The sequence below is a fragment of the Pseudomonas aestiva genome (assembly GCF_039908605.1).
Classification (GTDB): Bacteria; Pseudomonadota; Gammaproteobacteria; order Pseudomonadales; family Pseudomonadaceae; genus Chryseomonas; species Chryseomonas aestiva.
In genome coordinates this window covers 3,394,959-3,420,175 of record NZ_CP150916.1, presented here as the reverse complement: position 1 = coordinate 3,420,175, position 25,217 = coordinate 3,394,959, and the positions used below count along the sequence as shown (strand labels likewise).

24 protein-coding genes and 1 tRNA gene are annotated in these 25,217 nt (G+C 66.5%); 16 read left to right on the top strand and 9 right to left on the bottom strand.

Features of this window, described 5'->3' with window-relative positions:
- Positions 1–151 precede the first annotated feature (151 nt).
- Positions 152–1,369 (bottom strand): beta-ketoacyl-ACP synthase I, encoded by a 1,218-nt coding sequence (gene fabB, locus AABM56_RS15880; protein ID WP_133862490.1) that lies wholly within the window; start codon positions 1,367–1,369, stop codon positions 152–154.
- 11 nt (positions 1,370–1,380) lie between these two features.
- The gene (gene fabA, locus AABM56_RS15875) at positions 1,381–1,896 is read right to left on the bottom strand and encodes a 3-hydroxyacyl-[acyl-carrier-protein] dehydratase FabA (protein ID WP_058761548.1); all 516 of its coding nucleotides are present in this window, start codon (positions 1,894–1,896) and stop codon (positions 1,381–1,383) included.
- A 233-nt stretch (positions 1,897–2,129) separates the two neighbouring features.
- Between fabA and AABM56_RS15870 the strand changes: the two genes are divergently transcribed.
- Genes AABM56_RS15870 through AABM56_RS15845 form a run of 6 tightly spaced genes read left to right on the top strand, consistent with a single transcriptional unit; the run spans position 2,130 to position 6,128 of the window.
- On the top strand, positions 2,130–3,152 hold the full coding sequence (locus tag AABM56_RS15870; protein ID WP_133862489.1) for an NAD(P)H-dependent glycerol-3-phosphate dehydrogenase: 1,023 nt from the start codon (positions 2,130–2,132) through the stop codon (positions 3,150–3,152).
- Between the two features lie 25 nt (positions 3,153–3,177).
- On the top strand, positions 3,178–3,483 hold the full coding sequence (locus AABM56_RS15865; RefSeq protein ID WP_263258936.1) for a DUF4389 domain-containing protein: 306 nt from the start codon (positions 3,178–3,180) through the stop codon (positions 3,481–3,483).
- Positions 3,480–3,935, top strand: coding sequence for a phosphohistidine phosphatase SixA (gene sixA, locus AABM56_RS15860; protein WP_347883480.1), 456 nt, complete (start codon positions 3,480–3,482; stop codon positions 3,933–3,935). The genes AABM56_RS15865 and sixA overlap by 4 nt, the downstream gene beginning before the upstream one ends.
- A gap of 20 nt (positions 3,936–3,955) precedes the next feature.
- Positions 3,956–4,393 carry a hotdog fold thioesterase gene (locus AABM56_RS15855; RefSeq protein ID WP_133862486.1) on the top strand — a complete coding sequence of 146 codons (438 nt, stop codon included), beginning with the start codon at positions 3,956–3,958 and terminating at the stop codon, positions 4,391–4,393.
- A 37-nt stretch (positions 4,394–4,430) separates the two neighbouring features.
- Positions 4,431–5,312: an alpha/beta hydrolase gene (locus tag AABM56_RS15850; RefSeq protein ID WP_347883479.1), complete on the top strand. Its 882-nt coding sequence runs from the start codon at positions 4,431–4,433 to the stop codon at positions 5,310–5,312.
- A gap of 6 nt (positions 5,313–5,318) precedes the next feature.
- Entirely contained in the window at positions 5,319–6,128 is an 810-nt protein-coding gene (locus tag AABM56_RS15845; RefSeq protein WP_133862484.1) for a DUF4892 domain-containing protein, read from the top strand.
- On the opposite strand, the gene AABM56_RS15840 is transcribed toward AABM56_RS15845, so the two are convergent.
- Positions 6,125–7,315, bottom strand: coding sequence for an MFS transporter (locus AABM56_RS15840; RefSeq protein ID WP_347883478.1), 1,191 nt, complete (start codon positions 7,313–7,315; stop codon positions 6,125–6,127). The genes AABM56_RS15845 and AABM56_RS15840 overlap by 4 nt on opposite strands.
- A 343-nt stretch (positions 7,316–7,658) precedes the next feature.
- Here AABM56_RS15840 and selD point away from each other — a divergent pair, with 343 nt between their 5' ends.
- The 4 genes from selD to AABM56_RS15820 all read left to right on the top strand — a co-directional run bounded on the left by selD (position 7,659) and on the right by AABM56_RS15820 (position 12,263).
- A complete protein-coding gene (selD, locus tag AABM56_RS15835) occupies positions 7,659–8,693 on the top strand; it encodes a selenide, water dikinase SelD (RefSeq protein WP_133862483.1) in 1,035 nt (344 codons plus the stop codon).
- On the top strand, positions 8,693–9,793 hold the full coding sequence (mnmH, locus tag AABM56_RS15830; protein WP_347883477.1) for a tRNA 2-selenouridine(34) synthase MnmH: 1,101 nt from the start codon (positions 8,693–8,695) through the stop codon (positions 9,791–9,793). The genes selD and mnmH overlap by 1 nt, the downstream gene beginning before the upstream one ends.
- Positions 9,794–9,871: 78 nt before the next feature.
- Positions 9,872–10,162, top strand: coding sequence for a hypothetical protein (locus AABM56_RS15825; protein ID WP_133862481.1), 291 nt, complete (start codon positions 9,872–9,874; stop codon positions 10,160–10,162).
- Between the two features lie 148 nt (positions 10,163–10,310).
- Positions 10,311–12,263 (top strand): methyl-accepting chemotaxis protein, encoded by a 1,953-nt coding sequence (locus AABM56_RS15820; RefSeq protein WP_347883476.1) that lies wholly within the window; start codon positions 10,311–10,313, stop codon positions 12,261–12,263.
- Between the two features lie 9 nt (positions 12,264–12,272).
- Here the strand turns inward: AABM56_RS15820 and AABM56_RS15815 are convergent, their stop codons facing one another.
- From AABM56_RS15815 to AABM56_RS15800, 4 genes are read right to left on the bottom strand one after another with little or no spacing between them, the layout of a single operon-like run.
- A complete protein-coding gene (locus AABM56_RS15815; protein ID WP_133862479.1) occupies positions 12,273–13,007 on the bottom strand; it encodes a YciK family oxidoreductase in 735 nt (244 codons plus the stop codon).
- A gap of 8 nt (positions 13,008–13,015) precedes the next feature.
- The gene (gene mupP / locus AABM56_RS15810) at positions 13,016–13,687 is read right to left on the bottom strand and encodes an N-acetylmuramic acid 6-phosphate phosphatase MupP (RefSeq protein ID WP_347883475.1); all 672 of its coding nucleotides are present in this window, start codon (positions 13,685–13,687) and stop codon (positions 13,016–13,018) included.
- A 3-nt stretch (positions 13,688–13,690) separates the two neighbouring features.
- Positions 13,691–14,389, bottom strand: coding sequence for a bifunctional 2-polyprenyl-6-hydroxyphenol methylase/3-demethylubiquinol 3-O-methyltransferase UbiG (ubiG, locus tag AABM56_RS15805; protein WP_007160470.1), 699 nt, complete (start codon positions 14,387–14,389; stop codon positions 13,691–13,693).
- A 32-nt stretch (positions 14,390–14,421) separates the two neighbouring features.
- Positions 14,422–15,747: a TRZ/ATZ family hydrolase gene (locus AABM56_RS15800; protein WP_133862477.1), complete on the bottom strand. Its 1,326-nt coding sequence runs from the start codon at positions 15,745–15,747 to the stop codon at positions 14,422–14,424.
- Between the two features lie 118 nt (positions 15,748–15,865).
- On the opposite strand from AABM56_RS15800, the gene mtnA reads away from it, so the two are divergent.
- The 4 genes from mtnA (at position 15,866) to pheA (ending at position 22,192) form a co-directional block, all read left to right on the top strand.
- Positions 15,866–16,939, top strand: coding sequence for an S-methyl-5-thioribose-1-phosphate isomerase (mtnA, locus tag AABM56_RS15795; RefSeq protein ID WP_347883474.1), 1,074 nt, complete (start codon positions 15,866–15,868; stop codon positions 16,937–16,939).
- Positions 16,940–17,172: 233 nt separating this feature from the next.
- Positions 17,173–20,010, top strand: a complete 2,838-nt coding sequence (gyrA, locus tag AABM56_RS15790; protein ID WP_347883473.1) for a DNA gyrase subunit A — start codon at positions 17,173–17,175, stop codon at positions 20,008–20,010.
- Positions 20,010–21,095: a 3-phosphoserine/phosphohydroxythreonine transaminase gene (serC, locus tag AABM56_RS15785; protein WP_133862474.1), complete on the top strand. Its 1,086-nt coding sequence runs from the start codon at positions 20,010–20,012 to the stop codon at positions 21,093–21,095. Before gyrA ends, serC begins: the two co-directional genes overlap by 1 nt.
- Positions 21,096–21,097: 2 nt before the next feature.
- Positions 21,098–22,192: a prephenate dehydratase gene (gene pheA / locus AABM56_RS15780; RefSeq protein WP_133862473.1), complete on the top strand. Its 1,095-nt coding sequence runs from the start codon at positions 21,098–21,100 to the stop codon at positions 22,190–22,192.
- A 110-nt stretch (positions 22,193–22,302) separates the two neighbouring features.
- Here pheA and AABM56_RS15775 read toward each other — a convergent pair whose 3' ends face one another.
- On the bottom strand, positions 22,303–22,692 hold the full coding sequence (locus tag AABM56_RS15775; protein WP_347883472.1) for a DUF4124 domain-containing protein: 390 nt from the start codon (positions 22,690–22,692) through the stop codon (positions 22,303–22,305).
- A 298-nt stretch (positions 22,693–22,990) separates the two neighbouring features.
- Here AABM56_RS15775 and mgtE point away from each other — a divergent pair, with 298 nt between their 5' ends.
- Positions 22,991–24,427, top strand: coding sequence for a magnesium transporter (gene mgtE / locus AABM56_RS15770; RefSeq protein ID WP_133862503.1), 1,437 nt, complete (start codon positions 22,991–22,993; stop codon positions 24,425–24,427).
- Between the two features lie 51 nt (positions 24,428–24,478).
- On the opposite strand, the gene AABM56_RS15765 is transcribed toward mgtE, so the two are convergent.
- On the bottom strand, positions 24,479–24,793 hold the full coding sequence (locus tag AABM56_RS15765) for an Arc family DNA-binding protein (RefSeq protein ID WP_007160462.1): 315 nt from the start codon (positions 24,791–24,793) through the stop codon (positions 24,479–24,481).
- 258 nt (positions 24,794–25,051) lie between these two features.
- Between AABM56_RS15765 and AABM56_RS15760 the strand changes: the two genes are divergently transcribed.
- Positions 25,052–25,128, top strand: a tRNA-Arg gene (locus AABM56_RS15760).
- Positions 25,129–25,217 lie beyond the last annotated feature (89 nt).

Below are 25,217 nucleotides of genomic sequence, written 5' to 3'. Positions count from 1 at the left end.
TATTCACGCTGCTGAATCCATTCTTCCTGGAGGTTCGCAGGCGAAGTGCCGGCGCCTTCGACCGCGGGGCCTGTGACCGGTTCAGCCGGGCAGGGGGCGGAAATGAAAAACGGCGCCAGAGGCGCCGTTTGGGTCACACAAGCGAGGGCTGTCAGCCCTGCCAGCGCTTCAGGACCAGGGTGGCGTTGGTGCCGCCGAAGCCGAAGCTGTTGCTCATGATGAGGTCCAGCTTGGCGTCTTCCTTGGTCTCGCGCAGGATCGGCAGATCGGCGACCTCCGGATCCAGTTCGTCGATGTTGGCCGAGCCGGCGATGAAGTTGCCTTCCATCATCAGCATGCAGTAGATGGCCTCGTGCACACCGGCCGCGCCCAGGGAGTGGCCGGACAGGCTCTTGGTCGAGCTGATAGCCGGAGCCTTGTCGCCGAACACAGCGCGCACGCCCTTGATCTCGGCCACGTCGCCCACCGGGGTGGAGGTGCCGTGGGTGTTCAGGTAATCGATCTCGCCATCGACGGTGGACAGCGCCTGCTGCATGCAGCGAATGGCGCCTTCGCCGCTCGGGGCGACCATGTCGTAGCCATCGGAGGTCGCGCCGTAGCCGACAATCTCGGCGTAGATCTTGGCGCCACGGGCCAGGGCGTGTTCGAGTTCCTCGACCACCACCATGCCGCCGCCGCCGGCGATGACGAAACCGTCACGCTTGCTGTCGTAGGCACGGGAGGCCTTTTCCGGCGTCTCGTTGTAGTCGCTGGAGAGCGCGCCCATGGCATCGAACAGCATGCTCTGGGTCCAGTGCTCTTCCTCGCCGCCGCCGGCGAAGACGACGTCCTGCTTGCCGAGCTGGATCTGCTCCATGGCCAGGCCGATGCAGTGGGCGCTGGTGGCGCAGGCCGAGGCTACGGAGTAGTTCAGGCCCTTGATCTTGAAGGGGGTGGCCAGACAGGCGGAAACCGTGCTGCTCATGGTCCGGGTCACGCGGTAGGGACCGACGCGCTTGACGCCCTTCTCGCGCAGGATGTCCAGGGCTTCCATCTGGTTGAAGGTGGAAGCGCCACCGGAACCGGCGATCAGGCCGGTACGGGGGTTGGAAACCTGGTCTTCGGCCAGGCCGGAGTCCTTGATCGCCTGCTCCATCGCCAGATAGGCGTAGGCAGCGGCATCGCCGACGAAGCGCTTGACCTTGCGGTCGATCAATTCTTCGAGGTTCAGGTCGATGGAACCGGAAACCTGACTGCGCAGACCCATTTCGGCATATTCCGGATTGTGACGGATGCCGGCACGGCCTGCGCGCAGGTTGGCGGAAACGGTGTCTTTATCATTGCCCAGGCACGAAACGATACCCAGACCGGTAATGACGACGCGACGCATGCGAAAAGCCCTTAGAAGCTATCGGTGGAAGTGAACAGGCCGACGCGCAGACCTTCGGCGGAGTAGATCTCGCGGCCGTCCACGCTTACGGTGCCATCGGCGATGGCGAGAATCAGCGACCTGTTGATGGTGCGTTTGATATGGATATTGTAGGTGACCTTCTTGGCGGTCGGCAGTACCTGGCCGAAGAACTTCACTTCACCAGAGCCCAGGGCGCGACCGCGACCCGGATTGCCCTGCCAGCCAAGGTAGAAACCGACCAGCTGCCACATGGCATCCAGGCCCAGGCAGCCCGGCATTACCGGATCGCCTTCGAAATGGCAGCCGAAGAACCAGAGGTCGGGACGGATATCGAGTTCCGCCACCAGTTCGCCCTTGCCGTATTTCCCGCCTACCTCACTGATATGCACGATCCGATCAATCATCAGCATGTTCGGTGCGGGCAATTGGGCATTGCCCGGACCGAAGAGCTCGCCACGGCTGCAGCGCAGCAAGTCTTCGTAGGTAAAGGCGTGTTGTTTGGTCATGCAAGCTCCTGTAGCTGGCCTAGGTCCAGGCTCTGGCGACTCCAATGGTCGCTCTGGGTATGGCTTCGTGTAGCAGTAGACTGCCGGGGCATGGGGAAAGTCACAGGCCAGCGCCCCGCTCGTTAACGGACCATTGTGCACTTTCCGCAGTCAATTCTCCATCCTGGGCCGCGCGAGCGGCTACCGTATACTGGCGACGAGGCCGCGCGATCGCGGTGAAGCCGAGAGTTTCGATGACAGTCCAATCCCCCATCGCCGTCCTGGGCGGCGGCAGTTTCGGTACCGCCCTGGCCAATCTGGTCGCCGAGAACGGGCTGCCGGTGCGCCTGTGGATGCGTGATCCGCAACAGGCCGAGACCATCCGTCGCGAGCGCGAGAATCCGCGCTATCTGAAGGGCATCAAGGTGCACGCCGCGGTCGAGGCCACCAGCGACCTGCAGGGCGCCATCCAGGGCTGCGAACTGATCCTGGTGGCGCTGCCGTCCAGCGCGCTGCGCCAGGCGCTGGCGCCCATTGCCCCGCAACTGGAAGGGCGTTTTCTGGTCAGCACCACCAAGGGCATCGAGGCGCATTCCTTCATGCTGATGAGTGAGATCCTCGCGGAAATCGTGCCGCGGGCGCGCATCGGCATCATCTCCGGGCCCAACCTCGCCCGCGAGATCGCCGAGCATCAGCTCACCGCCACGGTGGTGGCCAGCGAAGACGAAGAGGTCTGCCGGCGGGTCCAGGCGGCGCTGCACGGTCGCACCTTCCGTGTCTATGCCAGCGCCGACCGCCTCGGCGTGGAGTTGGCCGGTGCCCTGAAAAACGTCTACGCCATCATCGCCGGCATGGCCGCGGCCCTGGCAATGGGTGAAAACACCCGCAGCATGCTGATCACCCGCGCCCTGGCCGAGATGACCCGCTTCGCCGTGCAGCGTGGCGCCAATCCCATCACCTACCTAGGCCTGGCCGGGGTGGGGGACCTGATCGTGACCTGCTCGTCGGAGAAGAGCCGCAACTACCGAGTGGGCCATGCCCTCGGTCGGGGACAGACCCTGGACGAGGCGGTGGCGCAGATCGGCGAGACCGCCGAGGGCGTCAACACCCTGCGCGTGCTCAAGGAAAAAGCGGATGAGCTGGGCGTCTACATGCCCCTGGTCAACGGCCTCTATGCGATCCTGTTCGAGGGTCGCAGTCTGGGCCAGGTGATCGAGGCCCTGATGGGCGGCGAACCCAAGACCGATGTTGATGTGGCGGACGCCCTTTTTACTTGAGCCGCTACACTGTCTGAAAAGAGGAATTCCCATGTCTCAACCCGAGCATTCCCGCGAGCTGCTGGGCCTGCGCCTGATCTGGATGCTGCTGTTCCTGTTCGTCTGGCTGGGTGCGCAGTACGTGCTGGCGGTGGTGGTACTGGTGCAGCTGGTGGTGCGCCTGATCAAGGGCGAGGCCAATCCCGGGCTGATCGCCTTCGGCGCCGCTCTGGGCACCTATCTGGCGCAGATCGTCCGCTTCGGCACCTTCGCCAGCGAAGTGAAGCCCTGGCCCTTCGCCGACTGGCCGGCCACCGCGCAACCCGACGACCGCTCCGCCACCGCGCCATGAGGCTCTGGCTGCTGCGCCATGGTGAAGCCGAAGCGCGAGCGCCGAGCGACGAGGTGCGCGAGCTGACTGCGGCCGGTCGCGCCGAGGTGCTGCGCAGCGCCCTGCAGCTGCAGGAAGCAAAGCTGCAGCTCATCCTGGCCAGTCCCTATGTGCGCGCGCAGCAGACGGCGGCCCTGGTCCGGCAGCAACTGGGCTGGCCGGGCGAGGTGCGCAGCGTCTCCTGGGCCACGCCCGACGGCGAGCCGGAACATGCCCTGCAGGAACTGGCGCTGCTGGAGGTGGAGGAGCTGTTGCTGGTCACCCACAACCCCTTCGTCGGTGAACTGGCCGGCTGGTTGCTGCACGGTCATCGGCAGGCGCCGGTGGCCATGGGCACCGCCTCCCTGCTGTGCCTGGAAGCGCCACTGCCCCTGGCCGGCGGTTTCGATCTGGTCAGTCGCTTCCACGGCTGACGCCCTTGCAAGGAAAGTACATGAGCATCTGGCAGACCCTTCCGGATCCCGCGGACCTCGAGCGTGCGCTCGAGAACACCCTGGCCGAACACCTGGACATGCGCATCGAGGCCTGGGACGACAGCAGCCTGACCGCCAGCATGGTGGTCGACCGCCGTACTCATCAGCCGATGGGGCTGCTGCATGGCGGCGCCTCGGTGGCCCTGGCGGAAACCGTGGGCTCGATCGCCAGCATGCTCTGTGTGGATCGCTCGCGCTTCTATTGCGTGGGTCAGGAAATCAATGCCAACCACCTGCGCGGGGTCCGGTCCGGGCGGGTGACGGCGGTGGCTCGGCCCCTGCATCTGGGGCGCAGCAGCCATGTCTGGGATATCCGTCTGAGCGATGAGGAGGGACGCGTGACCTGCGTCTCGCGCCTGACCGTGGCCGTGGTGCCGTTGCAACGGGACGCCTCCTAGCCATGACCAGCGTCTGGCTGGCAGGGAAGGCCAGCGCATGACCGCCCAGGTGCAGGAGTTGCGCCTGGAGCTGCCCCATATCGAGCTGAGCGCCCGGGTGTTCGGTCCGGAAAACGGCTATCCGGTGCTGGCGCTGCATGGCTGGCTCGACAATGCCATGACCTTCGCCCAGCTCGCCCCGCGGCTGCACGGTCTGCGCATCGTCGCGCTGGACCTGCCCGGACATGGCCTGTCGGCACATCGCCCCGCGGGCGTCGGCTATGCCATTCAGGACTATGGGCTGGATGTGCTCGCCGCCGCCCGGCAACTGGGCTGGGACCGCTTCGGCCTGCTCGGGCATTCCATGGGGGCCATCGTTGGCGTCATCGCCGCCGCCGCCCTGCCGGAGCAGATCGAGCGCCTGGCGCTGATCGATGGCCTGCTGCCCTACACCACGCCGGCGGAGGAGGTCGCCGAGAAGCTGGGCAGGGCCCTGCTCGCCGAACTGGAAGTGCCCAATCGGCGCAAGCCGGTCTACGCCACAGTGGAAGACGCCGTGGCGGCGCGGTTGAAGGGCGCCCTGACGGTCAGTCGCGAAGCCGCCGAGTTGCTTGCCGAGCGCGGCCTGATGGCGGTGCCCGGCGGCTACACCTGGCGCTCCGATCCGCGCTTGCGCCTGCCCAGCCGGATCCGCTTCACGCCGGAACAGGCCGCCGCCTGCCTGGGCGCCGTCCGCTGCCCGACGGCGCTGGTGGTGGCCACGGGCGGCCTGGTGGCGCCCCATGCCGAGGCGATGCGTCTGGCGCGGCAGCAGCCGAATGTCCGTCTCCATGAACTGCCGGGCGGGCACCATCTGCATCTGGACGATGCCGCGGGCGCCCAGGCCGTCGCAGATTGTTTCAATGCCTTCTTTGCCGCCGGCACCGGGCGCGACGAATAATGCGGCATGCCTAGCCGTCCGTTTTGCCCGCGCTTTTCCTCCGTTCGACGCTCTCTGCTGATCGGCCTGCTGTTGTCCACCGGGATGGCGCAGGCGGAGGTATTGCCGGAGATCGCGCCCATGGATCATGCCCAGCTCGTGCGCGAAAGCGGACCGGCCAGCGCCGAACGCCTCTATCCACTGGGACCGGTCAGTCGCATTGGCGGTCGTCTGCGCCTGGAGGACTCGCTGCAGCTGGAAGGCCAGTTGCTGACCCAGACCTTCGAACTGGCCAGCGGTCATCCGCCGCTGGCACGGTTGGACAGCGAACGGCAGCGCCTGCAGCAGCAGGGCGCGACGCTGCTCTACTGGTGCGAGGGGCGTGATTGCGGCGCCAGCAGTGTCATCGCCAACAGCCTGTTGGGCGAGGCCATGCTCTATGGGCCGGATGATCAGCAGGGGCTGCTGGTGCTGCAACTGGCGGAGCCGCAGACGGTGCTGACCCTCTATGGCATCACCCGTGGCAATCGTCGCGGCTACCTGCATGCCGAACGGCTGCAGGCCGGCCAGCCCCTGCCTGAGCTGTTGCCGAGCGCCGCCACCCTGCTCAAGGAATTGCAGCGCGACGGCCAGCTGCTCTTGTCCGCCCTGGAGCGGGCGCCAGAGCAACCCTGGATCGCCCGCCTCGCGGCGGCCCTGGCGCTCAATGGCGATGTGGCGGTGACCCTCGGCGGCGACCAGGCCACAGCCTGGCAGAGCGCCCTGCGCGAGGCGGGAATCCGCGCGCCGCGGCTGCAGACCGAAGCCGATCGGGCCGCCGGGCTCTATCGCCGCTAGACGTCGTTGACGTAGCGGGTGCGCCCGGCGCCCAGGCCGAACAGCGTGGCCAGCACGGCGATCAGGGTAAAGAGCACGCCCATGGGCGCCCAGCCGTGGGTGGCGTCGTGGATGATGCCCACCAGCAGCGGACCGAGCGAGGCCAGGCTGTAGCCTGCGCCCTGAGCCATGCCCGACAGCCGCCCGGCGGTTTCCGCATCCCGCGAGCGCAGCACCAGCAGGGCGAGGGCCAGGCTGAAGGTGCCGCCCTGGCCCAGGCCGAGGATCACCGCCCACAGCCAGAGACTGCCGACGGGGGCGTACAGGCAGCCGAGCAAGCCGGCGAGGGTCAGACTCATCACCACCACGATGGCCAGGCGCTGGTCCTGGCCGCGGGTCGCCAGCCAGGGGGCGGTGAGGGCGCTGACCAGCTGGGTCATCACCGAGCCCGACAACATTAGGCCGGCCTGCACCATGCCCAGGCCGCGATCCATCAGCAGGGTCGGCAGCCAGCCGAAGACGATATAGGCCAGCGACGACTGCAAGCCCATGTAGAGGGTGATCTGCCAGGCCAGCCGATTGCGCCACAGCGAACCCCCAGCACCCCGCGCCGGTGCGGTCGTGGGCGCCTGGCGCAGCTGTGGCAGCCACACCAGCAGCGCGATCACGGCGACCAATGCCCAGGCGGCGAGGGCGGGCTGCCAGTGGCCGTCGAAGGCTTCGGCAAGGGGCGCGGTGGCCCCGGCGGCCACGGCGGCGCCAATGCACAGCATCATGGTGTAGAGCCCCATCAACTGGCCGGCCTGGGCGGGAAAGTCGCGCTTGACCAGGGCCGGCAGCAGTACGCCAAGGATGCCGATGCAGGCGCCGGCGATCAGGCTGCCGAGAAACAGCCCAAGGGGCGGCAGCAGGCTGCGCAGGACGATGCCACAGGCGAGCAGCGCCAGGATGGCGCCCAGGGTGCGTTCGCTGCCCCAGCGGCGCGCCAGGCGCGGAGCCAGGGGCGCGAACAGCCCCAGGCAGAGCACCGGCAGGGTGGTGAGCAGGCCGATGGCACTGCTGGACAGGCCCGTGCTGGCCTCGATCTGCCGCAGCAGGGGCGCCAGGCTGGAGAGGGCCGGGCGCAGGTTGAGGGCGATGAGCATGAGGCTGGCGAGCAGCAGGCCGCGTTGCCAGGACGTGAGATGGGAAGTCGCTGAGGAAGACATGAGCACTGCTATGACCGGGGAAACCGCCAATGCTAGCGCACCCTGGCCATAACGCACGGCGCTTCCATTCGCTACCCTGCAGCGGGAAAAAATAGTTGGCGGACCGGCTAAAAAATCGCCAGTTCGTTAATCGCCGCACCGCCGCTCGCTTGTCCGGGGTCAGCTGGAGGTTTTCCACGAGGTTATCCACAGCAACTGTGGATTACCCTCGGAAAACAGCCCTTTTGCTTTGGCGGGCGATCTGTTAAGCGCGGCCGGTGCCCGCCAGCAGACGGGCATTTGCTACTATTACGCCCCTTCGCGCTGCCTGTCGAACCAGCGCCACCGCTGAACCGGAGTAACGATGACCGATCCCATTCGCCTCACCCAATACAGCCACGGTGCCGGTTGTGGCTGCAAGATCGCCCCCAAGACCCTGGAGACCATCCTGGCCGGCAGCGGCGCCCAGCACCTGGATCCACGGCTGTGGGTGGGCAATGCCTCGCGCGACGACGCGGCGGTCTATGGCCTGGATGACGAGCGCGGGGTGGTCTCCACCACCGATTTCTTCATGCCCATCGTCGATGACCCCTTCGATTTCGGCCGCATCGCCGCCACCAATGCCATCAGCGACATCTACGCCATGGGTGGCGATCCGCTGCTGGCCATCGCCATTCTCGGCTGGCCGGTCAACGTGCTGCCGCCGGAAGTGGCGCGCGAGGTCATCGCCGGGGGGCGGCGGGTCTGCGACGAGGCCGGCATTCCCCTGGCCGGCGGTCATTCCATCGACGCCCCCGAGCCGATCTTCGGCCTGGCCGTCACCGGGATCGTGGAAAAGCGCCATCTCAAGCGCAACGACACCGCGACCCTGGGCAGTCGCCTCTATCTGACCAAGCCGCTGGGCATCGGCATCCTTACCACCGCCGAGAAGCGCGCCCTGCTGCGGCCCGAGGATCGCCATCTGGCGCGCGACACCATGTGCCAGCTCAATCGCCCTGGCAGTCGCTTCGGCCGCCTGGCCGGGGTCACGGCGATGACCGACGTCACCGGCTTCGGCCTGCTCGGCCACCTGGTGGAGATGGCCGACGGCAGTGGCCTCACCGCCGAACTCGACTTCGCTGCCATCCCCCGCCTCGAAGGGGTGGAGTTCTACCTCCAGCAGGGCTGCGTGCCCGGCGGTACCGAGCGCAACTTCGACAGCTACGGCAGCCGCATCGCCCCGCTGGCCGAAGACCGCCGCCAACTGCTGTGCGATCCCCAGACCAGCGGCGGCCTGCTGGTGGCCGTGGCGCCCGAGGGCGAGGCGGAATTTCTCGCCGTCGCCGCGGAACTGGGCCTGGCCCTGCAACCCATAGGGCAACTGGTGGACCGGCGCGCCCATGCGGTCGAGGTGGCCTGATGAGCCAGCGTGAGGATGCCCGCGACCTGCAGGCGCTGTTCCTGAGCGATATTCCCCTGGTCGATGTCCGCGCCCCCGTGGAGTTCGGCAAGGGCGCCTTTCCCCAGGCGACCAATCTGCCGCTGATGAATGACCTGGAACGCCAGCGCGTCGGTACCCGCTACAAGCAGCAGGGTCAGCAGGCGGCGTTGCAACTGGGTCATCAGCTGGTGTCCGGGACAGTGAAGGAGGCGCGCATCCAGGCCTGGGCCGACTTCGCCCAGGCGCATCCCGAGGGCTATCTCTATTGCTTCCGTGGCGGCTTGCGCTCGCAGATCAGCCAGGAATGGCTGCGCAGCGAAGCCGGTATCGCCTATCCGCGGGTGGTAGGGGGCTACAAGGCCATGCGCACCTTCCTCATCGACACGCTGCAGCAGGCGCTCGCCGAGTGCGGCTTCGTGGTGGTGGGCGGCATGACCGGCACTGGCAAGACCGAAGTGGTGGCCCAGCTCGACAACGCCGTCGATCTCGAAGGCCACGCCAACCACCGGGGCTCCAGCTTCGGCAAGCGCGCCACGCCGCAGCCGGGGCAGATCGATTTCGAGAACAGCCTGGCCATCGACCTGCTGCGGCGTCGCCATGCAGGGCAGGCGCAATTCGTGCTGGAAGACGAGTCGCGCCTGGTCGGTCGCTGCTCCCTGCCGCTGGAATTGCACCAGGGCATGCAGCAGTACCCCTTGGTCTGGCTGGAGGACAGCCGGGAAAACCGCATCGAGCGCATCCTGCGCGACTATGTCATCGACCTGGCGGCGGAATTCATCGGCCTGCACGGCCCCGAGCAGGGCTTCGCGCTGTTCGCCGAGCAGTTGCGCAAGAGTCTTTCCGGTATCGCCAAGCGTCTGGGCGGGGAACGCTTCCAGCGCCTGTCGGCCATTCTTGAAGAGGCCCTGGCGGAGCAGGAGCGCTCGGGCGACGTCGCGGTCCATCGTGGCTGGATCGAGGGACTGCTGGCGGAATACTACGACCCCATGTACGCCTATCAGCGCGAGAGCAAGGACTCCCGGGTGATCTTCAGTGGCGATCAGGCCACCGTGGTCGAATTTCTGCGCGACCGGCGCTGAACAGCCTCCGCGCTTGGCGGTCTACGCTGCGGTTATCCGGCCGTTCCGGCCGGCTGCAGGTCGCAAGGAAACAAAGAGATGAAAGCGAAACTGGTTCCTGTTCTGGCCGCCACCTTGGCTGCCGTGGTACTCGCAGGGTGCTCGGGCAAGGTGGTCAATCGCGATAGCTGCGCCGCCCAGACCCGTTCTGCCTGGCAGGAGCTCGACCTGGCCAAGGCCGAAGGCTTTTCCGGTACGGTGAGCTATTCCAAGGCGCTGGCGCTGCTGTCCACCGCCAAGACGCAACAGCAGGTCGAGGCCTACACCGGCTGCGTGAAGAATGCCGAAAAGGCGAGCTTCTATATTCGCGAGTCCCGCGCCGGTCGTTGATCGGTCGTGCGGCTGGCAAACGGCCGCCATCCAAAGCGACGTCGGCATAACCGCGTGCGACGGATAGCGGTCCGTTAGCCCCCAGCCCCTCAAGAATCGGCTTCTGCGGACGACAGCGTCGGTAGAACTCATTCCGTTGGGGTGCCGTATGAAAGGGATTGCCCGCTATCGCCTGGCCAATTGGCGAACCGCGACCAAACTGGCCGTGGGCTTTGGCCTGGTGCTGCTGCTGACCCTGGTGGTGGCCTTGCAGGGCGGGCTCGCGCTCAAGGACGTGGAACATCGCTTCGGTTCCCTGCGCGACATGGCCGCGGTCAACCGGCAGGTGATGCAGCTCCGCGCCCTGGAGCAGGGTTTTCGCCTCAGCGGCGAGGCCACCCAGGCCGAGCACCTGCGGCAGGCGCTGCCGGCGGTACTCGATCACCTGGGGCAGCTCGCGACCGAGGTGGGCAGTGCCAACGCGGCCGATATCGACGCCGCCCGCGCGGCCACCCAGGCCTATGGCGCCGCCTTCGCCGACTATGAGCGCCTCAACACCTCACGCCGTCTAGCGATGGAAGGGGCGGCCTTCCTCGTGGAGGGCGCGGCCAACAGCCTGGACATCCTCCAGTCCGGCCTGCTGGATGACGGTGCCTATGCCCTCAAGGACTCCGGTGGCAAGCAGGGCGCCGAACTCCTGACCCTGTCGCAACAGGTCGGCGAACTCTATCGCCTGATGCTCAAGAGCCTCGACGAAGCCCAGGCGCGGGCGAGCAAGAGCACGGTGGACAATCAGCCGCTGCCGTCGGCCAGTGCCGCATTGGAGCTGTTGGCCAAGGTAGAGCCGCAACTGAGCGATCCGGCCTATTCCTCGGTCATCCAGGACGTCTCCACCAACATCAAGGAATTCATCCGCCGCCTGGGCGACTATGCCGCCGCCATGGCCCAGGAGCAGGCCGCCGGCGCGCGCATGACCAGCCTGGCCGAGACCGCCGTGCAGCGGGTTGATGCCCTCTACGGCCAACAGGAAGTCGAACTGCAGGCGATGATGACCAAGCGGCTGCTGACCATCGGTGGCGTGGCCCTGCTGGCGTTGATCGTCGGCGCCCTGGCCGCGCTGATCATCACCCTGGCCATTGTCCGGCCGCTGCGCAAGGTGATCGCCGCTGCCGAACGCATCGCCCAGGGTCAGCTGGACGTCGAATTGACGGTGGATCGGGGCGACGAGATCGGTCAGCTGCAGAGATCCAGCGCCAGCATGGTGGCGGCACTGCGCGGCATGGTCCTGCAGTTGCAGAACGGTATCGGCCGACTCGGCCAGTCCGCGGCTGCCCTGGCCGAGCAGGCGCGCGAGGCGCAGCTGGGCGTGACCCGCCAGCGGGAGGAAACCGATCAGGTGGCCGCGGCCATGGCCGAACTGGCCGCCACGGCCCAGGGGGTCGCCGCGGACGCCGAGGCCGCTGCCGGTGCCGGCGATCAGGCCGAACGCCAGGTCAGCGATGGCCAGGCGGTGATCGGCCGCAGCCTGGCCGGTATCGAGACCCTGGGGGTGGACGTTCGCGCCGCTGCCGAGCGGCTCCAGGGCGTGTCCCACGACAGCCAGGCGATCAGCAGCGTGCTCGACGTGATCAAGGCGGTGGCCGAGCAGACCAATCTGCTGGCGCTCAACGCGGCCATCGAGGCGGCGCGCGCCGGGGAACAGGGTCGCGGCTTCGCCGTGGTCGCCGACGAGGTCCGCGCCCTGGCGCGCCGTACCCAGCAGTCGAGCGTCGAGATCGAACAACTCATCGTGGTGCTGCAGAAGGGCAGTGGCGAGGCGGTCGCGCGGATGCAGCAGAGCGAGACCCTGCTGGCCGGGACCCTGGGCAGTGCCGGTGATACGCGGCGCGCCTTTGCCGGTATCGCCACGGCGGTGGCCAGCATCCAGCAGAAGAATCAGCAGATCGCCGCGGCGGCGGTCCAGCAGCGTGGGGTGGCCGAAGAGGTCGCGGTCAATGTGACGCGCATTCGCGACGGCGCCGATCAATCCAGTCAGGCGATGGCGGCGACGGCCTCGGCCAGCCGCGAGCTGGCCGAGCTGGGTGACGAACTCTCGCGCCTGGTGCAGCGCTTCCACGTCTGACCGGCGCTGTTACTGAGCGTTGAGCGCCTGGCCGGTAGTGCCCTGGCTGGCCGGGCCAAGCAGATAGAGATAGACCGGCAGGATGGCGTCCGCCGCAGGCACCCGGGCCGGGTCCTCCTCGGGATAGGCCGCCGCGCGCATGGCGGTACGGGTACCGCCCGGGTTGACGCTGTTGACCCGGATACCGGCTTCTCCAAGCTCCTCGGCCCAGACCTGCATGAGGCCCTCGGTGGCAAACTTGGATACCGAATAGGCGCCCCAGCCAGCCCGGCCCTTGCGACCGACACTGCTGGAGGTGAAGATCACCGAGGCCTCACCGGCAGCCTTGAGCAGGGGCAGCAGGGCCTGGGTCAGGGCGAAGCCGGCCTGGACATTGACCTGCAGCACCTGCGCCAGGGCCGTGGCGGGCGTCTGCCCCAGCAGTACCCGCGGCCCCAGCAGGCCGGCGTTGTGCACCAGTCCATCCAGACGACCATGACATCGCTGCAGGCGCTCAGCGACGGCGGCATAGGCCGCCGCATCGGCCTGTTCGAGATCCAGCACCAGAGTCTCGGCCCGGCCGCCGCCGGCCTGGATCTCCTGGCGCACCTGATCCAGCGCCGCGGCATCGCGGCCCTGGAGAATGAGGGTCGCGCCCAGGGCGGCGCAGCCCTTGGCCAGGGCGGCGCCGATGCCGCGACTGGCGCCGGTGACGAGGATGATACGGTCTTTGAGCAGCTCGGCCGGAGCCTGGTAGTCGAACATCTGAACCCCTAGCAGCCGCACAGTGCGCGATCGAGCAGCGCACGCAATTCCAGCGGATGGTCGATGATGGCGTCGGCACCCCAGTGCTCGGGGTGGTCGTCCGGATGGATGTAGCCGTAGCGCGCCGCCACCGTCTTGCTGCCGGCGGCGCGGCCCGACTCGATGTCGCGCAGGTCGTCGCCGATGAACAGGGCGGTCTGGGGATCGACATCCAGTTGCCGGCAGGCCAGCACCACCATCTCCGGGTCCGGCTTGCTGTGCGTGACGTGGTCCGGGCAGACCAGGCAGGCCGAGCGCTCGGCCAGGCCCAGGCGCTGCATGATGGGCTCGGCGAAGCGCACCGGCTTGTTGGTCACCACGCCCCAGCGCAGCCGGGCAGCGTCTAGATCGCGCAGGATCTCTTCCATGCCGTCGAACAGCCGGGTATGGACCGCGCACTGCGTCTGGTAGCGCTCGAGGAATTCCAGGCGCAGCGGTTCGAGTTCGGCGCCCAGCGGATCGACCTCGAAGCCGGCCAGGATCATCGCCTTGGCACCGCCGGAAATGACGCCGCGCAGGCGGGCCTCGTCGGCCGCTGCCAGGCCCTGGTCCTGGCGCATGGCCTGGATGATGGCGATGAAATCCGGCGCCGTGTCCAGCAGGGTGCCGTCCATGTCGAAAAGGACCGCTTGCAGACGCATGGCCTAGTCCTCGCGCTGGGTGCGCACCATATAGTTCACCGTCACGTCGCCTTCCAGCTTGTATCTCTTGGTCAGCGGGTTGTAGGTGAGGCCGATGACGTCACGCAGATTGAGGCCGGCCGCACGAGCCCAGGCCCCCAGCTCCGAGGGGCGGATGAACTTGCGGAAATCGTGGGTACCGCGCGGCAGCAGGCGCAGCACGTATTCGGCACCGACGATGGCGAACAGATAGGCCTTGGGATTGCGGTTGATGGTGGAGAAGAACACCTGACCGCCCGGCTTGACCAGGTCGTGGCAGGCCTTGATCACCGAGGAGGGATCCGGCACGTGTTCGAGCATCTCCAGGCAGGTCACCACGTCGTAGGTGCCGGCGTGCTTGCGCGCGTGGTCCTCGGTGGTCTCCTGGATGTATTCCACCGGCACGCCGGATTCCAGCTGGTGCAGCCGGGCCACCGCCAGGGGCGCCTCGGCCATGTCGATGCCGGTCACCTGGGCACCACGTTGGGCCATGGCTTCGCTGAGGATGCCGCCACCGCAGCCGACGTCCAGCACCTTCTTGCCGGCCAGACCGGCGTGCTGGTCGATCCAGTTGACGCGCAGCGGGTTGATGTCGTGCAGCGGCTTGAATTCGCTCTCGCGGTCCCACCAGCGGTAGGCGAGGGCCTCGAACTTGGCGATCTCGGCGTTATCGACGTTGGACATGGTGTTCTCCAGAGGCAAGGGAGCGGGGCGCGTCAGGCGCCCTGCTGGATACGGGTGGCCCACTGCTGCGCATTGGCTATGAGTTCGGCCTCGTCCAGGCGCACGAGTTCGCTCTGGCGCAGCAGCGGCACGCCGCCGACCCAGACGTCGCTGACGCGATCGCGGCCGGTGGCGTAGATGAGTTGCGAGACGGGGTCATAGAGCGGCTGCTGGGCGAGACCGCTGAGGTCGACGGCGGTCAGGTCGGCCGCCTTGCCGATTTCCAGCGAGCCCAGGCAGCGCTCCAGGCCCAGGGCGCGGGCACCGTTCAGGGTGGCCATGCGCAGCGCGCGATGGGCGTCCAGGGCGGTGGCCGAGCCAGCGACGGCCTTGGCCAGCAGGGCCGCGGTACGGGTCTCGCCGAGCAGATCGAGGTCGTTGTTGCTGGCCGCGCCGTCGGTGCCGATGGCGACGTTGACGCCGGCCTGCCAGAGGCGCTCCACCGGGCAGAAGCCGCTGGCCAGCTTGAGGTTGGACTCGGGGCTGTGGATGACGTGGCTGTTGGTTTCGACCAGGTTTTCCAGATCCTCGTCGTCCACCTGGGTCATGTGCACGGCCTGGAAACGCGGGCCGAGCAGACCCAAGCGCCGTAGCCGGCTGAGCGGCCGCTCGCCGGTCTGCTCCAGCGCCTGCTCTACCTCGAAGGCGGTCTCGTGGACGTGCATCTGGATCGGTGCCTGCAACTGCTCGGCCAGCACCAGGATCTCTTCGAGCTTGGCGTCGGCCACGGTGTAGGGCGCATGGGGGCCGAAGGCCACGCTGATGCGCTCGTGCAGCTTCATGTCGTCGAACAGCTCCAGGCCGCGACGGATCATGTCGTCGGCGGTACGGGCGCCGGGAATCGGGAAATCGAGGATCGGCAGGCAGACCTGGGCGCGCACCCCGGTGCGATGGATCGCCTCGCAAGCCACCTGGGGATAGAAGTACATGTCCGAGAAGCAGGTGATGCCGCCACGGATCTGCTCGGCGATGGCCAGGGTGGTGCCGTCACGGACGAAATCCTCGTCGACCCAGCGGCCTTCGGCGGGCCAGATGTGATCCTGCAGCCAGGTCTGCAGCGGCAGGTCGTCGGCCATGCCGCGAAACAGCGTCATGGCGGCGTGGCCGTGGGCATTGATCAGTCCGGGGATCAGCACCTTGCCCGGCAGCTCCAGGGTCTCCTTGGCCGGATGGCGCAAGGCCTCGCTGCGCGGGGCGAGCAGGGCGATGCAGCCGTCGCGCACACCCAGCGCGTAATCGCGCAGGACCACCCCGGCCGGCTCCACCGGCACGATCCAGCTGGGGAGCAACAAGAGGTCCAGGGGCGCGGGGGTGGGCATCTGCGGCGGTTCCAAGAGGGGCGAGCCGGCAGTATAGCGGTCCTTGCGGCGCTACCGCTAAATCCGCACGCCGATGCCGGTATACTGGCGGGCTACAGATTCAGGTCGAGGAAAGATCATGCGAGAGCGTCTGCTGGCGGCGGAAAAGATCAAGGCGATCGAGTGGCGGGACGGTGCCCTGCACCTGCTCGACCAGCGCCTGTTGCCGCTGCGCGAACACTGGGTCGCCTGTCACGGCGCCGCCGAGGTGGCCCAGGCCATCCGCGACATGCTGGTGAGAGGCGCGCCGGCCATCGGCATCAGCGCCGCCTATGGCGTGGTGCTGGGTGCCCGCCAGCGCGCCGCGGCGGGCGAGGACTGGCAAGCGACCATCAACGCCGACTTCGAACTGCTGGCGGCCTCGCGGCCCACCGCGGTCAACCTGTTCTGGGCGCTCAACCGGATGCGCGAGCGCTTGGCGCGCACCGCGGGGGAGGGTGCCCTGGCGGCGCTGGAAGCCGAGGCGATAGCCATCCACCTGAGCGATCGCGAAGCCAATCTGACCATGGCCCAGCTGGGCGTCGAGCTGATCCGCAAGCACGACGCCAGCAAGCAGACCTTCCTTACCCACTGCAATACCGGCGCCTTGGCCACCGGTGGTTTCGGCACCGCCCTGGGCGTCCTGCGCGCGGCGCACCTGGACGGCCTGGTGGAATGCGTCCACGCCGACGAGACCCGCCCCTGGCTGCAGGGCTCGCGCCTCACCGCCTGGGAGCTGGCCGGGGAGGGCATCCCGGTCAGCCTCAACGCCGATGCCGCCGCGGCGCACCTGATGAAGACGCGCAACGTCGCCTGGGTGATCGTCGGCGCCGACCGCATCACCGCCAATGGCGACGTGGCCAACAAGATCGGCACCTACAACCTGGCGGTCATCGCCATGCACCACGGGGTGCGCTTCATGGTGGTGGCGCCCAGCTCCACCATCGACATGAAGCTCGCGTCCGGTGACGACATCCCCATCGAGGAGCGCGCCGGTCACGAGTTGCTGGAAGTGGGCGGGCAGCGCATCGCCGCCGGCGTGGAGGCCTTCAATCCGGTGTTCGACGTCACCCCGGCCGATCTCATCGACGCCATCGTCACCGAGCGCGGTGTGGTGGAGCGTCCGGACGCCAAGAAGATGGCCGAGCTGATGAATCGCCGACGCCTGCATTGAGGCGATCGCCAGGGGCGGATACATCCCTGAATGTGTTAGAATTTCGCTCTTTGCACAGGCTTTGTCCGAAAGCCCTCGGCAGGCGGTGATGCAGTGCCGAAAACCGGTTGGAGCGCCCTTCGCGCCGCCGGTGGCAGGCGCCGCCAGACGGGCTTTCGCCTCTCCTATATCAGGCTCGGCCGACGTGCGGACGAGCCCTAGCGCTTTTCAGATCAGAAGGAACCAGGCTTCTCATGGGTGAACTGGCCAAAGAAATCCTCCCGGTCAATATCGAAGACGAATTGCGGCAGTCGTATCTCGACTACGCGATGAGCGTCATCGTCGGCCGGGCTCTGCCGGATGTGCGCGACGGCCTCAAGCCGGTGCACCGGCGCGTGCTCTACGCCATGAGCGAGCTGGGCAACGACTGGAACAAGCCGTACAAGAAATCCGCCCGTGTGGTGGGTGACGTCATCGGTAAGTACCACCCCCACGGCGATACCGCCGTCTACGACACCATCGTGCGGATGGCGCAGCCCTTCTCGCTGCGCTACATGCTGGTGGACGGCCAGGGCAACTTCGGTTCGGTGGACGGCGACAACGCCGCGGCCATGCGTTACACCGAAGTGCGGATGTCCAAGCTCGCCCACGAACTGCTGGCCGACCTGGACAAGGAAACCGTCGACTGGGTGCCCAACTACGACGGCACCGAGCAGATCCCGGCGGTGATGCCCACGCGCATCCCCAACCTGCTGGTCAATGGTTCCAGCGGCATCGCGGTCGGCATGGCCACCAACATTCCGCCGCACAACCTCGGCGAAGTGATCGATGGCTGCCTGGCGCTGATCGAGAACAGCGAGCTGACCGTCGACGATCTGATGCAGTACATCCCCGGTCCGGACTTCCCGACCGCGGGCATCATCAACGGCCGTGCCGGCATCATCGAGGCCTATCGCACCGGTCGCGGGCGCATCTATGTGCGGGCCCGCGCCGAGGTCGAGGACATCGACAAGAGCGCCAATCGTCAGCAGATCGTCATCACCGAGCTGCCCTACCAGCTCAACAAGGCACGGCTGATCGAGAAGATCGCCGAGCTGGTGAAAGAGAAGAAGATCGAAGGCATCACCGAGCTGCGCGACGAGTCCGACAAGGACGGCATGCGCGTGGTCATCGAGCTGCGTCGCGGCGAAACCCCCGAGGTGGTGCTCAACAACCTCTACGCTCAGACCCAGCTGCAGACGGTGTTCGGCATCAACGTGGTGGCCCTGCTCGACGGCCAGCCGCGGACCCTGAACCTCAAGGAACTGCTGGAAGCCTTCATCCGTCACCGCCGTGAAGTGGTGACCCGGCGGACCGTCTACGAACTGCGCAAGGCGCGCGAGCGTGGCCACATCCTCGAAGGCCAGGCGGTCGCCCTGTCCAACATCGATCCGGTCATCGAGCTGATCAAGAGCTCGCCGACCCCGGCCGAAGCCAAGGAACGCCTGATCGCCACGCCCTGGGAATCCAGCGCGGTACGCGAGATGGTCGAGCGCGCCGGCGCCGATTCCTGCCGTCCGGACGAACTGCCCGAGCAATACGGTCTGCACGACGGCAGGTACCACCTCTCGCCGGAACAGGCCCAGGCGATCCTCGACCTGCGCCTGCACCGCCTGACCGGCCTGGAGCACGAGAAGCTCATCGCCGAGTACCAGGAGATCCTGCTGCAGATCGGCGAGCTGATCCGCATCCTGACCAATCCCGAACGGCTGATGGAAGTCATCCGCGAGGAGCTGGAAAAGGTCAAGGCCGAGTTCGGCGACAAGCGTCGCACCGAGATCATCGCCTCCCAGGTGGACCTGACCATCGCCGACCTCATCACCGAGGAAGATCGCGTCGTCACCATCTCCCATGGCGGCTACGCCAAGTCCCAGCCGCTGCATGCCTACCAGGCCCAGCGCCGGGGCGGTCGCGGCCGTTCGGCCTCGGCGGTCAAGGAAGAGGACTACATCGAGCACCTGCTGGTCGCCAACAGCCATACCACCCTGCTGCTGTTCTCCAGCCTGGGCAAGGTCTACTGGAAGCGTACCTACGAGATCCCCGAGGCCTCCCGCGCCGCCCGTGGCCGGCCGCTGGTCAACCTGCTGCCGCTGGCCGAAGGCGAGCGCATCACCGCCATGCTGCCAGTCGATCTGGAAGCGGTGCGCCAGCAGGCGCCCATCGGTGAAGAAGACCTGGGCGAGCAGGACGACAACCTGGACATCGAAGACGCCGTGCTGGTGGAAGACGACGTCGAGAGCGAAGGGGAAGGCGAAGAGGGCGAGCTCCTAGATGCCGGCCAGGACGAGCCCACCGGTGCCTACATCTTCATGGCCACCCGCAACGGCACCGTGAAGAAGACCCCGCTGGTGCAGTTCAGCCGTCCGCGCAGCAATGGCCTGATCGCGCTGAAACTGGAGGAGGGCGACAGCCTGATCGCCGCCGCCATCACCGACGGTGCCCGCGAAGTCATGCTGTTCTCCGACGGCGGCAAGGTCATCCGTTTCAAGGAGCGCCATGTGCGCACCATGGGCCGTACCGCCCGCGGCGTGCGCGGCATGCGCCTGGCCGAAAGCCAGCGCCTGATTTCCATGCTGATCCCCGAGCCGGGCGCGGAGATCCTCACCGCTAGTCTCAACGGCTTCGGCAAGCGCACCGCCATGGCCGAATACCCGCAGCGCGGCCGCGGTGGCCAGGGCGTGATCGCCATGGTCATCAACGAGCGCAACGGTCCCCTGATCGGCGCCATCCAGGTGCTGGACGGCGAAGAGATCATGCTGATCTCCGACCAGGGCACCCTGGTGCGTACCCCGGTCGAAGGCATCTCCCGTACCGGCCGTAATACCCAGGGCGTCACCCTGATCAAGCTCGGCAAGGGCGAGAAGCTGGTGGGTCTGGAGCGGGTGCAGGAGCCTTCGGTGGACGAAGAGCTGCTGGATCACGAAGCCGAACTGGACGACGAGGTGCTCGACAAGGAGTTGCCGGTCGACAGCCACGAGCCGGACCAGGACGATGTGCTGCCCGGTGCCAGCGACGTACCGAGCGATGACCTTCCCGACGAGGATGACGAGTGATGAGCAAGCGTGCCTACAACTTCTGCGCCGGCCCGGCGGCCCTGCCTGAAGCTGTGCTGCGCCAGGCCCAGGCCGATCTGCTGGATTGGCAGGGCCGTGGCCTGTCGGTAATGGAGATGAGCCATCGCGGTGAAGACTTCACCGCCATCTCGAACCAGGCCGAGGCCGATCTGCGCGAGTTGCTGGGTGTCCCCGGCAACTACAAGGTGCTGTTCCTGCAGGGCGGTGCCAGTCTGCAATTCGCCCAGCTGGCGATGAACCTGATGCCCGAGGGCGGCACCGCCGACTACATCGACACCGGCATCTGGTCGCGCAAGGCCATCGAGCAGGCGCAGCACTATGGCACCGTCAATGTCGCCGCCAGCGCCAAGGGCTACGACTACTTCGCCATCCCGGGGCAGCACGAGTGGCAGCTGTCCAAGGATGCCGCCTACGTTCACTACACCCCCAACGAGACCATCGGCGGCCTGGAGTTCGACTGGATTCCGGACGTGGGCGATGTGCCCTTGGTGGCGGATGCCTCTTCCGACATCCTCTCGCGTCCGCTGGACGTCTCGCGCTTCGGGCTGATCTACGCCGGCGCACAGAAGAACATCGGGCCCAGCGGTCTGGTGGTGGTGATCGTCCGCGAAGACCTGCTGGGTCGCGCTCGCGCCGCCTGCCCGACGCTGCTGGACTACAAGGTCGAGGCCGACAACGGCTCCATGTACAACACGCCGGCGAGCTTCTCCTGGTACCTCTCGGGCCTGGTGTTCAAGTGGCTGAAGGAGCAGGGCGGCTTGCCCGCCATGGAGCGCCTGAATCGCCAGAAGAAAGAGTTGCTGTACGGCTTCATCGACGCCAGCGACTTCTACAGCAACCCCATCGCCAAGAACGACCGCTCCTGGATGAACGTACCCTTCCGCCTGGCGGACGAGCGCCTCGACAAGGCGTTCCTCCAGGGCGCCGAAGCGCGCGGCCTCCTGTATCTGCAGGGGCATCGTTCGGTGGGTGGCATGCGCGCCTCCATCTACAATGCCGTCACCCTGGAGGCCGTCCAGGTGCTGGTGAACTATCTGGCCGAATTCGAGAAGGAGCACGGCTGATCATGTCGGAACACGAGCTCAAGGCCCTGCGCCTGCGTATCGACAGCCTGGACGAACGCATCCAGGACCTGATCAGCGAACGCGCTCGCTGCGCCCAGGACGTGGCGCGGGTCAAGATGGGAACGCTGGCGGAAGGCGAAAAGCCCGTGTTCTATCGACCCGAGCGCGAAGCCCAGGTCCTCAAGCGGGTGATGGAGCGCAACGGCGGTCCGGTCCGTGACGAAGACATGGCGCGGCTGTTCCGCGAGATCATGTCCTGCTGCCTGGCTCTGGAGGAGCCGCTGCACGTGGCCTATCTCGGCCCGGAAGGCACCTTCTCCCAGGCCGCGGCGCTCAAGCACTTCGGCAAGGCCGTGGTGACCCGGCCCATGGCGGCCATCGACGAGGTGTTCCGCGAGGTCGCCGCCGGTGCTTCCCAGTTCGGCGTGGTGCCGGTGGAGAATTCCACCGAGGGTGCGGTCAACCACACCCTGGACAGCTTTCTCGAGCACAACCTGTCGATCTGCGGCGAGGTGGAACTGCGTATCCACCACCATCTGTTGATCGGCGAAAACACCAAGGCCGACAGCATCACCCGCATCTATTCCCACGCCCAGTCGCTGGCTCAGTGCCGCAAGTGGCTGGACTCCTATTACCCGAGCGTCGAGCGGGTAGCGGTGGCCAGCAACGCCGAAGCGGCGCGGCGGGTGAAAGGGGAGTGGAACAGCGCGGCCATCGCCGGCGACATGGCGGCCTCGCTCTACGGCCTGACGCCGGTTCAGCAGAAGATCGAGGATCGCCCGGACAACTCCACGCGCTTCCTCATCATCGGCAACCAGGACGTGCCGCCCAGTGGCGACGACAAGACCTCCATCATCGTCTCCATGCAGAACAAGCCGGGCGCCCTGCACGAGCTGCTGCTGCCGTTCCACACCAACAACATCGACCTCAGCCGGATCGAGACGCGGCCTTCGCGCAGTGGCAAGTGGACCTATGTCTTCTTCATCGACTTGCTTGGCCACCAGGCCGATCCGCTGATCCGCGATGTCCTGGAGCGTCTGTCCACCGGCGCCGTGGCGCTCAAGGTCCTCGGTTCCTATCCCCGCGCCGTACTCTGACGGAGCAGGCGTTGGTTGCGGGCGTCAGCGGCGACGCACGCAGCCGTGTTCGTCGAAGGTCACCAGCCGCGTGCGGTCCTTGCGCTGGCGCGCCTCGTAGTGATAACGGGTCAGGGCATCCAGCTGGAAATCCGTTGCGGTGGCCCCAGGGCGTTCTCCACGTCCGCCCGGCTCATGCCGACCTTGACCTGTCCGCGGATGATTGCCTGGCGCCTTGCGCTGGCACTGAGCAGATCGCCACAGCCGTCCGTCTTGGCTGCCACCACCGTGGGCGTGCGCGCGACTTCCTTGCGGGGAGCGGCCTTGGGTTTCGCCATCAGCGTGGGTTTGGCGCCGCCCGGACGGGGATTGTCCGCGCGCTGCAGACGGCTGTCGCTGTCCGAGGCGCAACCGCTGGCGGAAAAGGTGAGGTGGCCGCTGGCATCTTCGCAGCGATACACCGTGGCCGCCTGGGCGCTGGTGCAACCCAGCAGCAGGCCGAGCACGAGCAGCTTCTTCATGGGACGTCCTACTTGACGTAGGGGCTCAAGCTTAGCGAAGCCGGGGAAGTTCGGCGAGGGTCGGAAGCGTGCCCTCGGGGCCTTGCGGAAGCCTTGCAAATAGCTGTTTTGAAACCCTTTTGCCTTCGCACCCGCCAGCGGTCCGGTGTATCATCCCCGCCGTCAGCCCCGCCGGGGCAGTGGTTATCCCCCCCTTATGGACTTACCCAGTCAATACTCAATCGCCTTTTTCGTCCCGTTGTTGAGTTAGGGTTCGTCGGTGCGCTCCGCCGGCGGGCCGGAGTGCGCTATGACCGTAGTGAACGAAGCAGAAATCAGAAAGCCCCACGAGACGCTGCAGGAGCGGCTCGCCCAGGTCGTGGAGTTGCTGGAGCGCTACGACCTCGCTGTCGAGGCGCGTGAAGACCACGATCGCGCCCCCGTATCCCCCGCCGATATTCCCGAAGAAGGCCTCGAAGAGCTGCGTGCCCGCCTGGACGAGCTGCACCCGGCTGACGTCGCCTTCATCCTCGAAGCCTTGCCACGGGAAGACCGCCTGACCGTCTGGGGTCTGGTCAAGACCGAGCGCGATGGCGAGATCCTGCTCGAGGTCTCGGACGCGGTCCGCGAGACCCTGATCGCCGACATGGACGACCAGGAAATTCTCGCGGTAGCCGGCCAGCTCGACGCCGACGAACTCGCCGACCTGGCGCCGGATCTGCCGCGCGATGTCGTTCACGAGCTCATGGACGCCCTCGACGCCCAGCAGCGCGAGCGGGTGCGCTCCGCGCTGTCCTACGAAGAGGATCAGGTCGGCGCGCTGATGGACTTCGAGATGGTGACCATCCGTGATGACGTCGCCCTGGAAGTGGTATTGCGCTACCTGCGGCGGCTGAAAGAGCTGCCCGACCATACCGACAAGCTGTTCGTTGTCGATAACGACAGCATCCTCAAGGGTGTGCTGCCGATCAAGCGCCTGCTGGTCAACGATCCGGAAAAGCTGGTGGTCGAGGTCATGGCCAAGGAGGCGGTGGCCTTCCATCCCGACGGCGATGCCTATGACGCGGCCCAGGCGTTCGAGCGCTATGACCTGGTTTCGGCACCGGTGGTGGACAAGAACGGCAAGCTGATCGGTCGTCTCACCATCGATGAGATGGTCGACCTGATCCGTGAGGAAAGCGAAAGCGAAGTCCTCAACATGGCCGGTCTGCGCGAAGACGAAGACGTCTTCGCCTCGGTGTGGAAATCGGTTGGCAACCGCTGGACCTGGCTGGCCACCAACCTCATCACGGCCTTCATCGCTTCGCGGGTCATCGGCCTGTTCGAGGGTTCGATCGAGAAGCTGGTGGCTCTGGCCGCACTCATGCCCATCGTGGCCGGTATCGGCGGCAACTCGGGCAACCAGGCCATCACCATGATCGTCCGCGCCATGGCGCTGGGGCAGATCAGTGTCACCAGCACCGCACGGCTGCTGCGCAAGGAAATGGGCGTCGCCCTGTGCAATGGCGTTATCTGGGGTGGGGTGATAGGGCTGGTGGCCTTCTATCTCTATAGCAGTTGGTCACTGGGCCTGGTGATGATGGGCGCCATGACCCTCAATCTGCTGCTGGCTGCATTCATGGGGGTGTTGATTCCCATGACCCTGCAGCGCTTCGGCCGTGACCCGGCCATGGGGTCGAGCGTGCTGATCACCGCGGTGACCGACAGCGGCGGCTTCTTCATCTTCTTGGGACTCGCCACCCTCTTCCTGATGTAGGACAGGGTAGGGGGCAAAGGGCTACCCAGGGGCAGGGCAGCCCGGACACCGTCAGGATGCGGCGTCGATGTCGTGGGCGATCAGCGAGATCAGGGCGTTCTGCTGCCGACCCGACAGCTGCCGAAAGCGCTGCAGCAACTCCCGCTCGCTGGCGGTGATCTCCGGACTGTCCAGGCGAAGCCCGGGTTCGTCGCCAAGGGCGCCCTCTTGCTGCAAGCTCTGCTCGAGACGCGCGATGATTTCGGAGTTCATGCTGCGATGATGGTTGCGGGCCACATCCGCGATGCGCTCTCGCATGCCCTCGGGCAGACGCACGACGAATTTGTCAGCGGTACGGCTTGAGTAGGATCTAATGGCCTGGGTCATTGAGGTACTTCATCTGGAGTCAAAAATCAGTGAAGGCGTTAGCCCTCGTCTCGTTCCGCTAGCACTCACGGCACCTTGGACTCTGTAACCACCTGTCCCTAGGTATCTGTTTTTATTGACGTCAATTTACCGACGTACGCAACAAATTGCAAAGCTGCCGAAGAACTTCCTGCCGTTGTCCGTCCTCGCGCACTGCGGCGCTGCCGAACCGGAACATGACAAACCTTCCGCTGCTCGTTACCATGAGCGCCCTTTCCTGTCCCAGTAGCTCAATTGGATAGAGCATCCCCCTCCTAAGGGGAAGGTTGGTGGTTCGACCCCACTCTGGGACACCAGATTCCTTTCCAGTACCTCTCCTCGCGATCCGACGCCTTCGGGTGCCCTTGCCGAACCGTTACAGCAGTTTGGAGGATAGGGCAAAAAC

Excerpts from the sequence above, each read along its gene's own strand:
- fabB (WP_133862490.1), bottom strand. The coding sequence starts at position 1,369 with ATGCGTCGCGTCGTCATTACCGGTCTGGGTATCGTTTCGTGCCTGGGC.
- fabA (WP_058761548.1), bottom strand. The coding sequence starts at position 1,896 with ATGACCAAACAACACGCCTTTACCTACGAAGACTTGCTGCGCTGCAGC.
- AABM56_RS15870 (WP_133862489.1), top strand. The coding sequence starts at position 2,130 with ATGACAGTCCAATCCCCCATCGCCGTCCTGGGCGGCGGCAGTTTCGGT.
- sixA (WP_347883480.1), top strand. The coding sequence starts at position 3,480 with ATGAGGCTCTGGCTGCTGCGCCATGGTGAAGCCGAAGCGCGAGCGCCG.
- AABM56_RS15855 (WP_133862486.1), top strand. The coding sequence starts at position 3,956 with ATGAGCATCTGGCAGACCCTTCCGGATCCCGCGGACCTCGAGCGTGCG.
- AABM56_RS15850 (WP_347883479.1), top strand. The coding sequence starts at position 4,431 with ATGACCGCCCAGGTGCAGGAGTTGCGCCTGGAGCTGCCCCATATCGAG.
- AABM56_RS15845 (WP_133862484.1), top strand. The coding sequence starts at position 5,319 with ATGCCTAGCCGTCCGTTTTGCCCGCGCTTTTCCTCCGTTCGACGCTCT.
- AABM56_RS15840 (WP_347883478.1), bottom strand. The coding sequence starts at position 7,315 with ATGTCTTCCTCAGCGACTTCCCATCTCACGTCCTGGCAACGCGGCCTG.
- selD (WP_133862483.1), top strand. The coding sequence starts at position 7,659 with ATGACCGATCCCATTCGCCTCACCCAATACAGCCACGGTGCCGGTTGT.
- mnmH (WP_347883477.1), top strand. The coding sequence starts at position 8,693 with ATGAGCCAGCGTGAGGATGCCCGCGACCTGCAGGCGCTGTTCCTGAGC.
- AABM56_RS15825 (WP_133862481.1), top strand. The coding sequence starts at position 9,872 with ATGAAAGCGAAACTGGTTCCTGTTCTGGCCGCCACCTTGGCTGCCGTG.
- AABM56_RS15820 (WP_347883476.1), top strand. The coding sequence starts at position 10,311 with ATGAAAGGGATTGCCCGCTATCGCCTGGCCAATTGGCGAACCGCGACC.
- AABM56_RS15815 (WP_133862479.1), bottom strand. The coding sequence starts at position 13,007 with ATGTTCGACTACCAGGCTCCGGCCGAGCTGCTCAAAGACCGTATCATC.
- mupP (WP_347883475.1), bottom strand. The coding sequence starts at position 13,687 with ATGCGTCTGCAAGCGGTCCTTTTCGACATGGACGGCACCCTGCTGGAC.
- ubiG (WP_007160470.1), bottom strand. The coding sequence starts at position 14,389 with ATGTCCAACGTCGATAACGCCGAGATCGCCAAGTTCGAGGCCCTCGCC.
- AABM56_RS15800 (WP_133862477.1), bottom strand. The coding sequence starts at position 15,747 with ATGCCCACCCCCGCGCCCCTGGACCTCTTGTTGCTCCCCAGCTGGATC.
- mtnA (WP_347883474.1), top strand. The coding sequence starts at position 15,866 with ATGCGAGAGCGTCTGCTGGCGGCGGAAAAGATCAAGGCGATCGAGTGG.
- gyrA (WP_347883473.1), top strand. The coding sequence starts at position 17,173 with ATGGGTGAACTGGCCAAAGAAATCCTCCCGGTCAATATCGAAGACGAA.
- serC (WP_133862474.1), top strand. The coding sequence starts at position 20,010 with ATGAGCAAGCGTGCCTACAACTTCTGCGCCGGCCCGGCGGCCCTGCCT.
- pheA (WP_133862473.1), top strand. The coding sequence starts at position 21,098 with ATGTCGGAACACGAGCTCAAGGCCCTGCGCCTGCGTATCGACAGCCTG.
- AABM56_RS15775 (WP_347883472.1), bottom strand. The coding sequence starts at position 22,692 with ATGAAGAAGCTGCTCGTGCTCGGCCTGCTGCTGGGTTGCACCAGCGCC.
- AABM56_RS15765 (WP_007160462.1), bottom strand. The coding sequence starts at position 24,793 with ATGACCCAGGCCATTAGATCCTACTCAAGCCGTACCGCTGACAAATTC.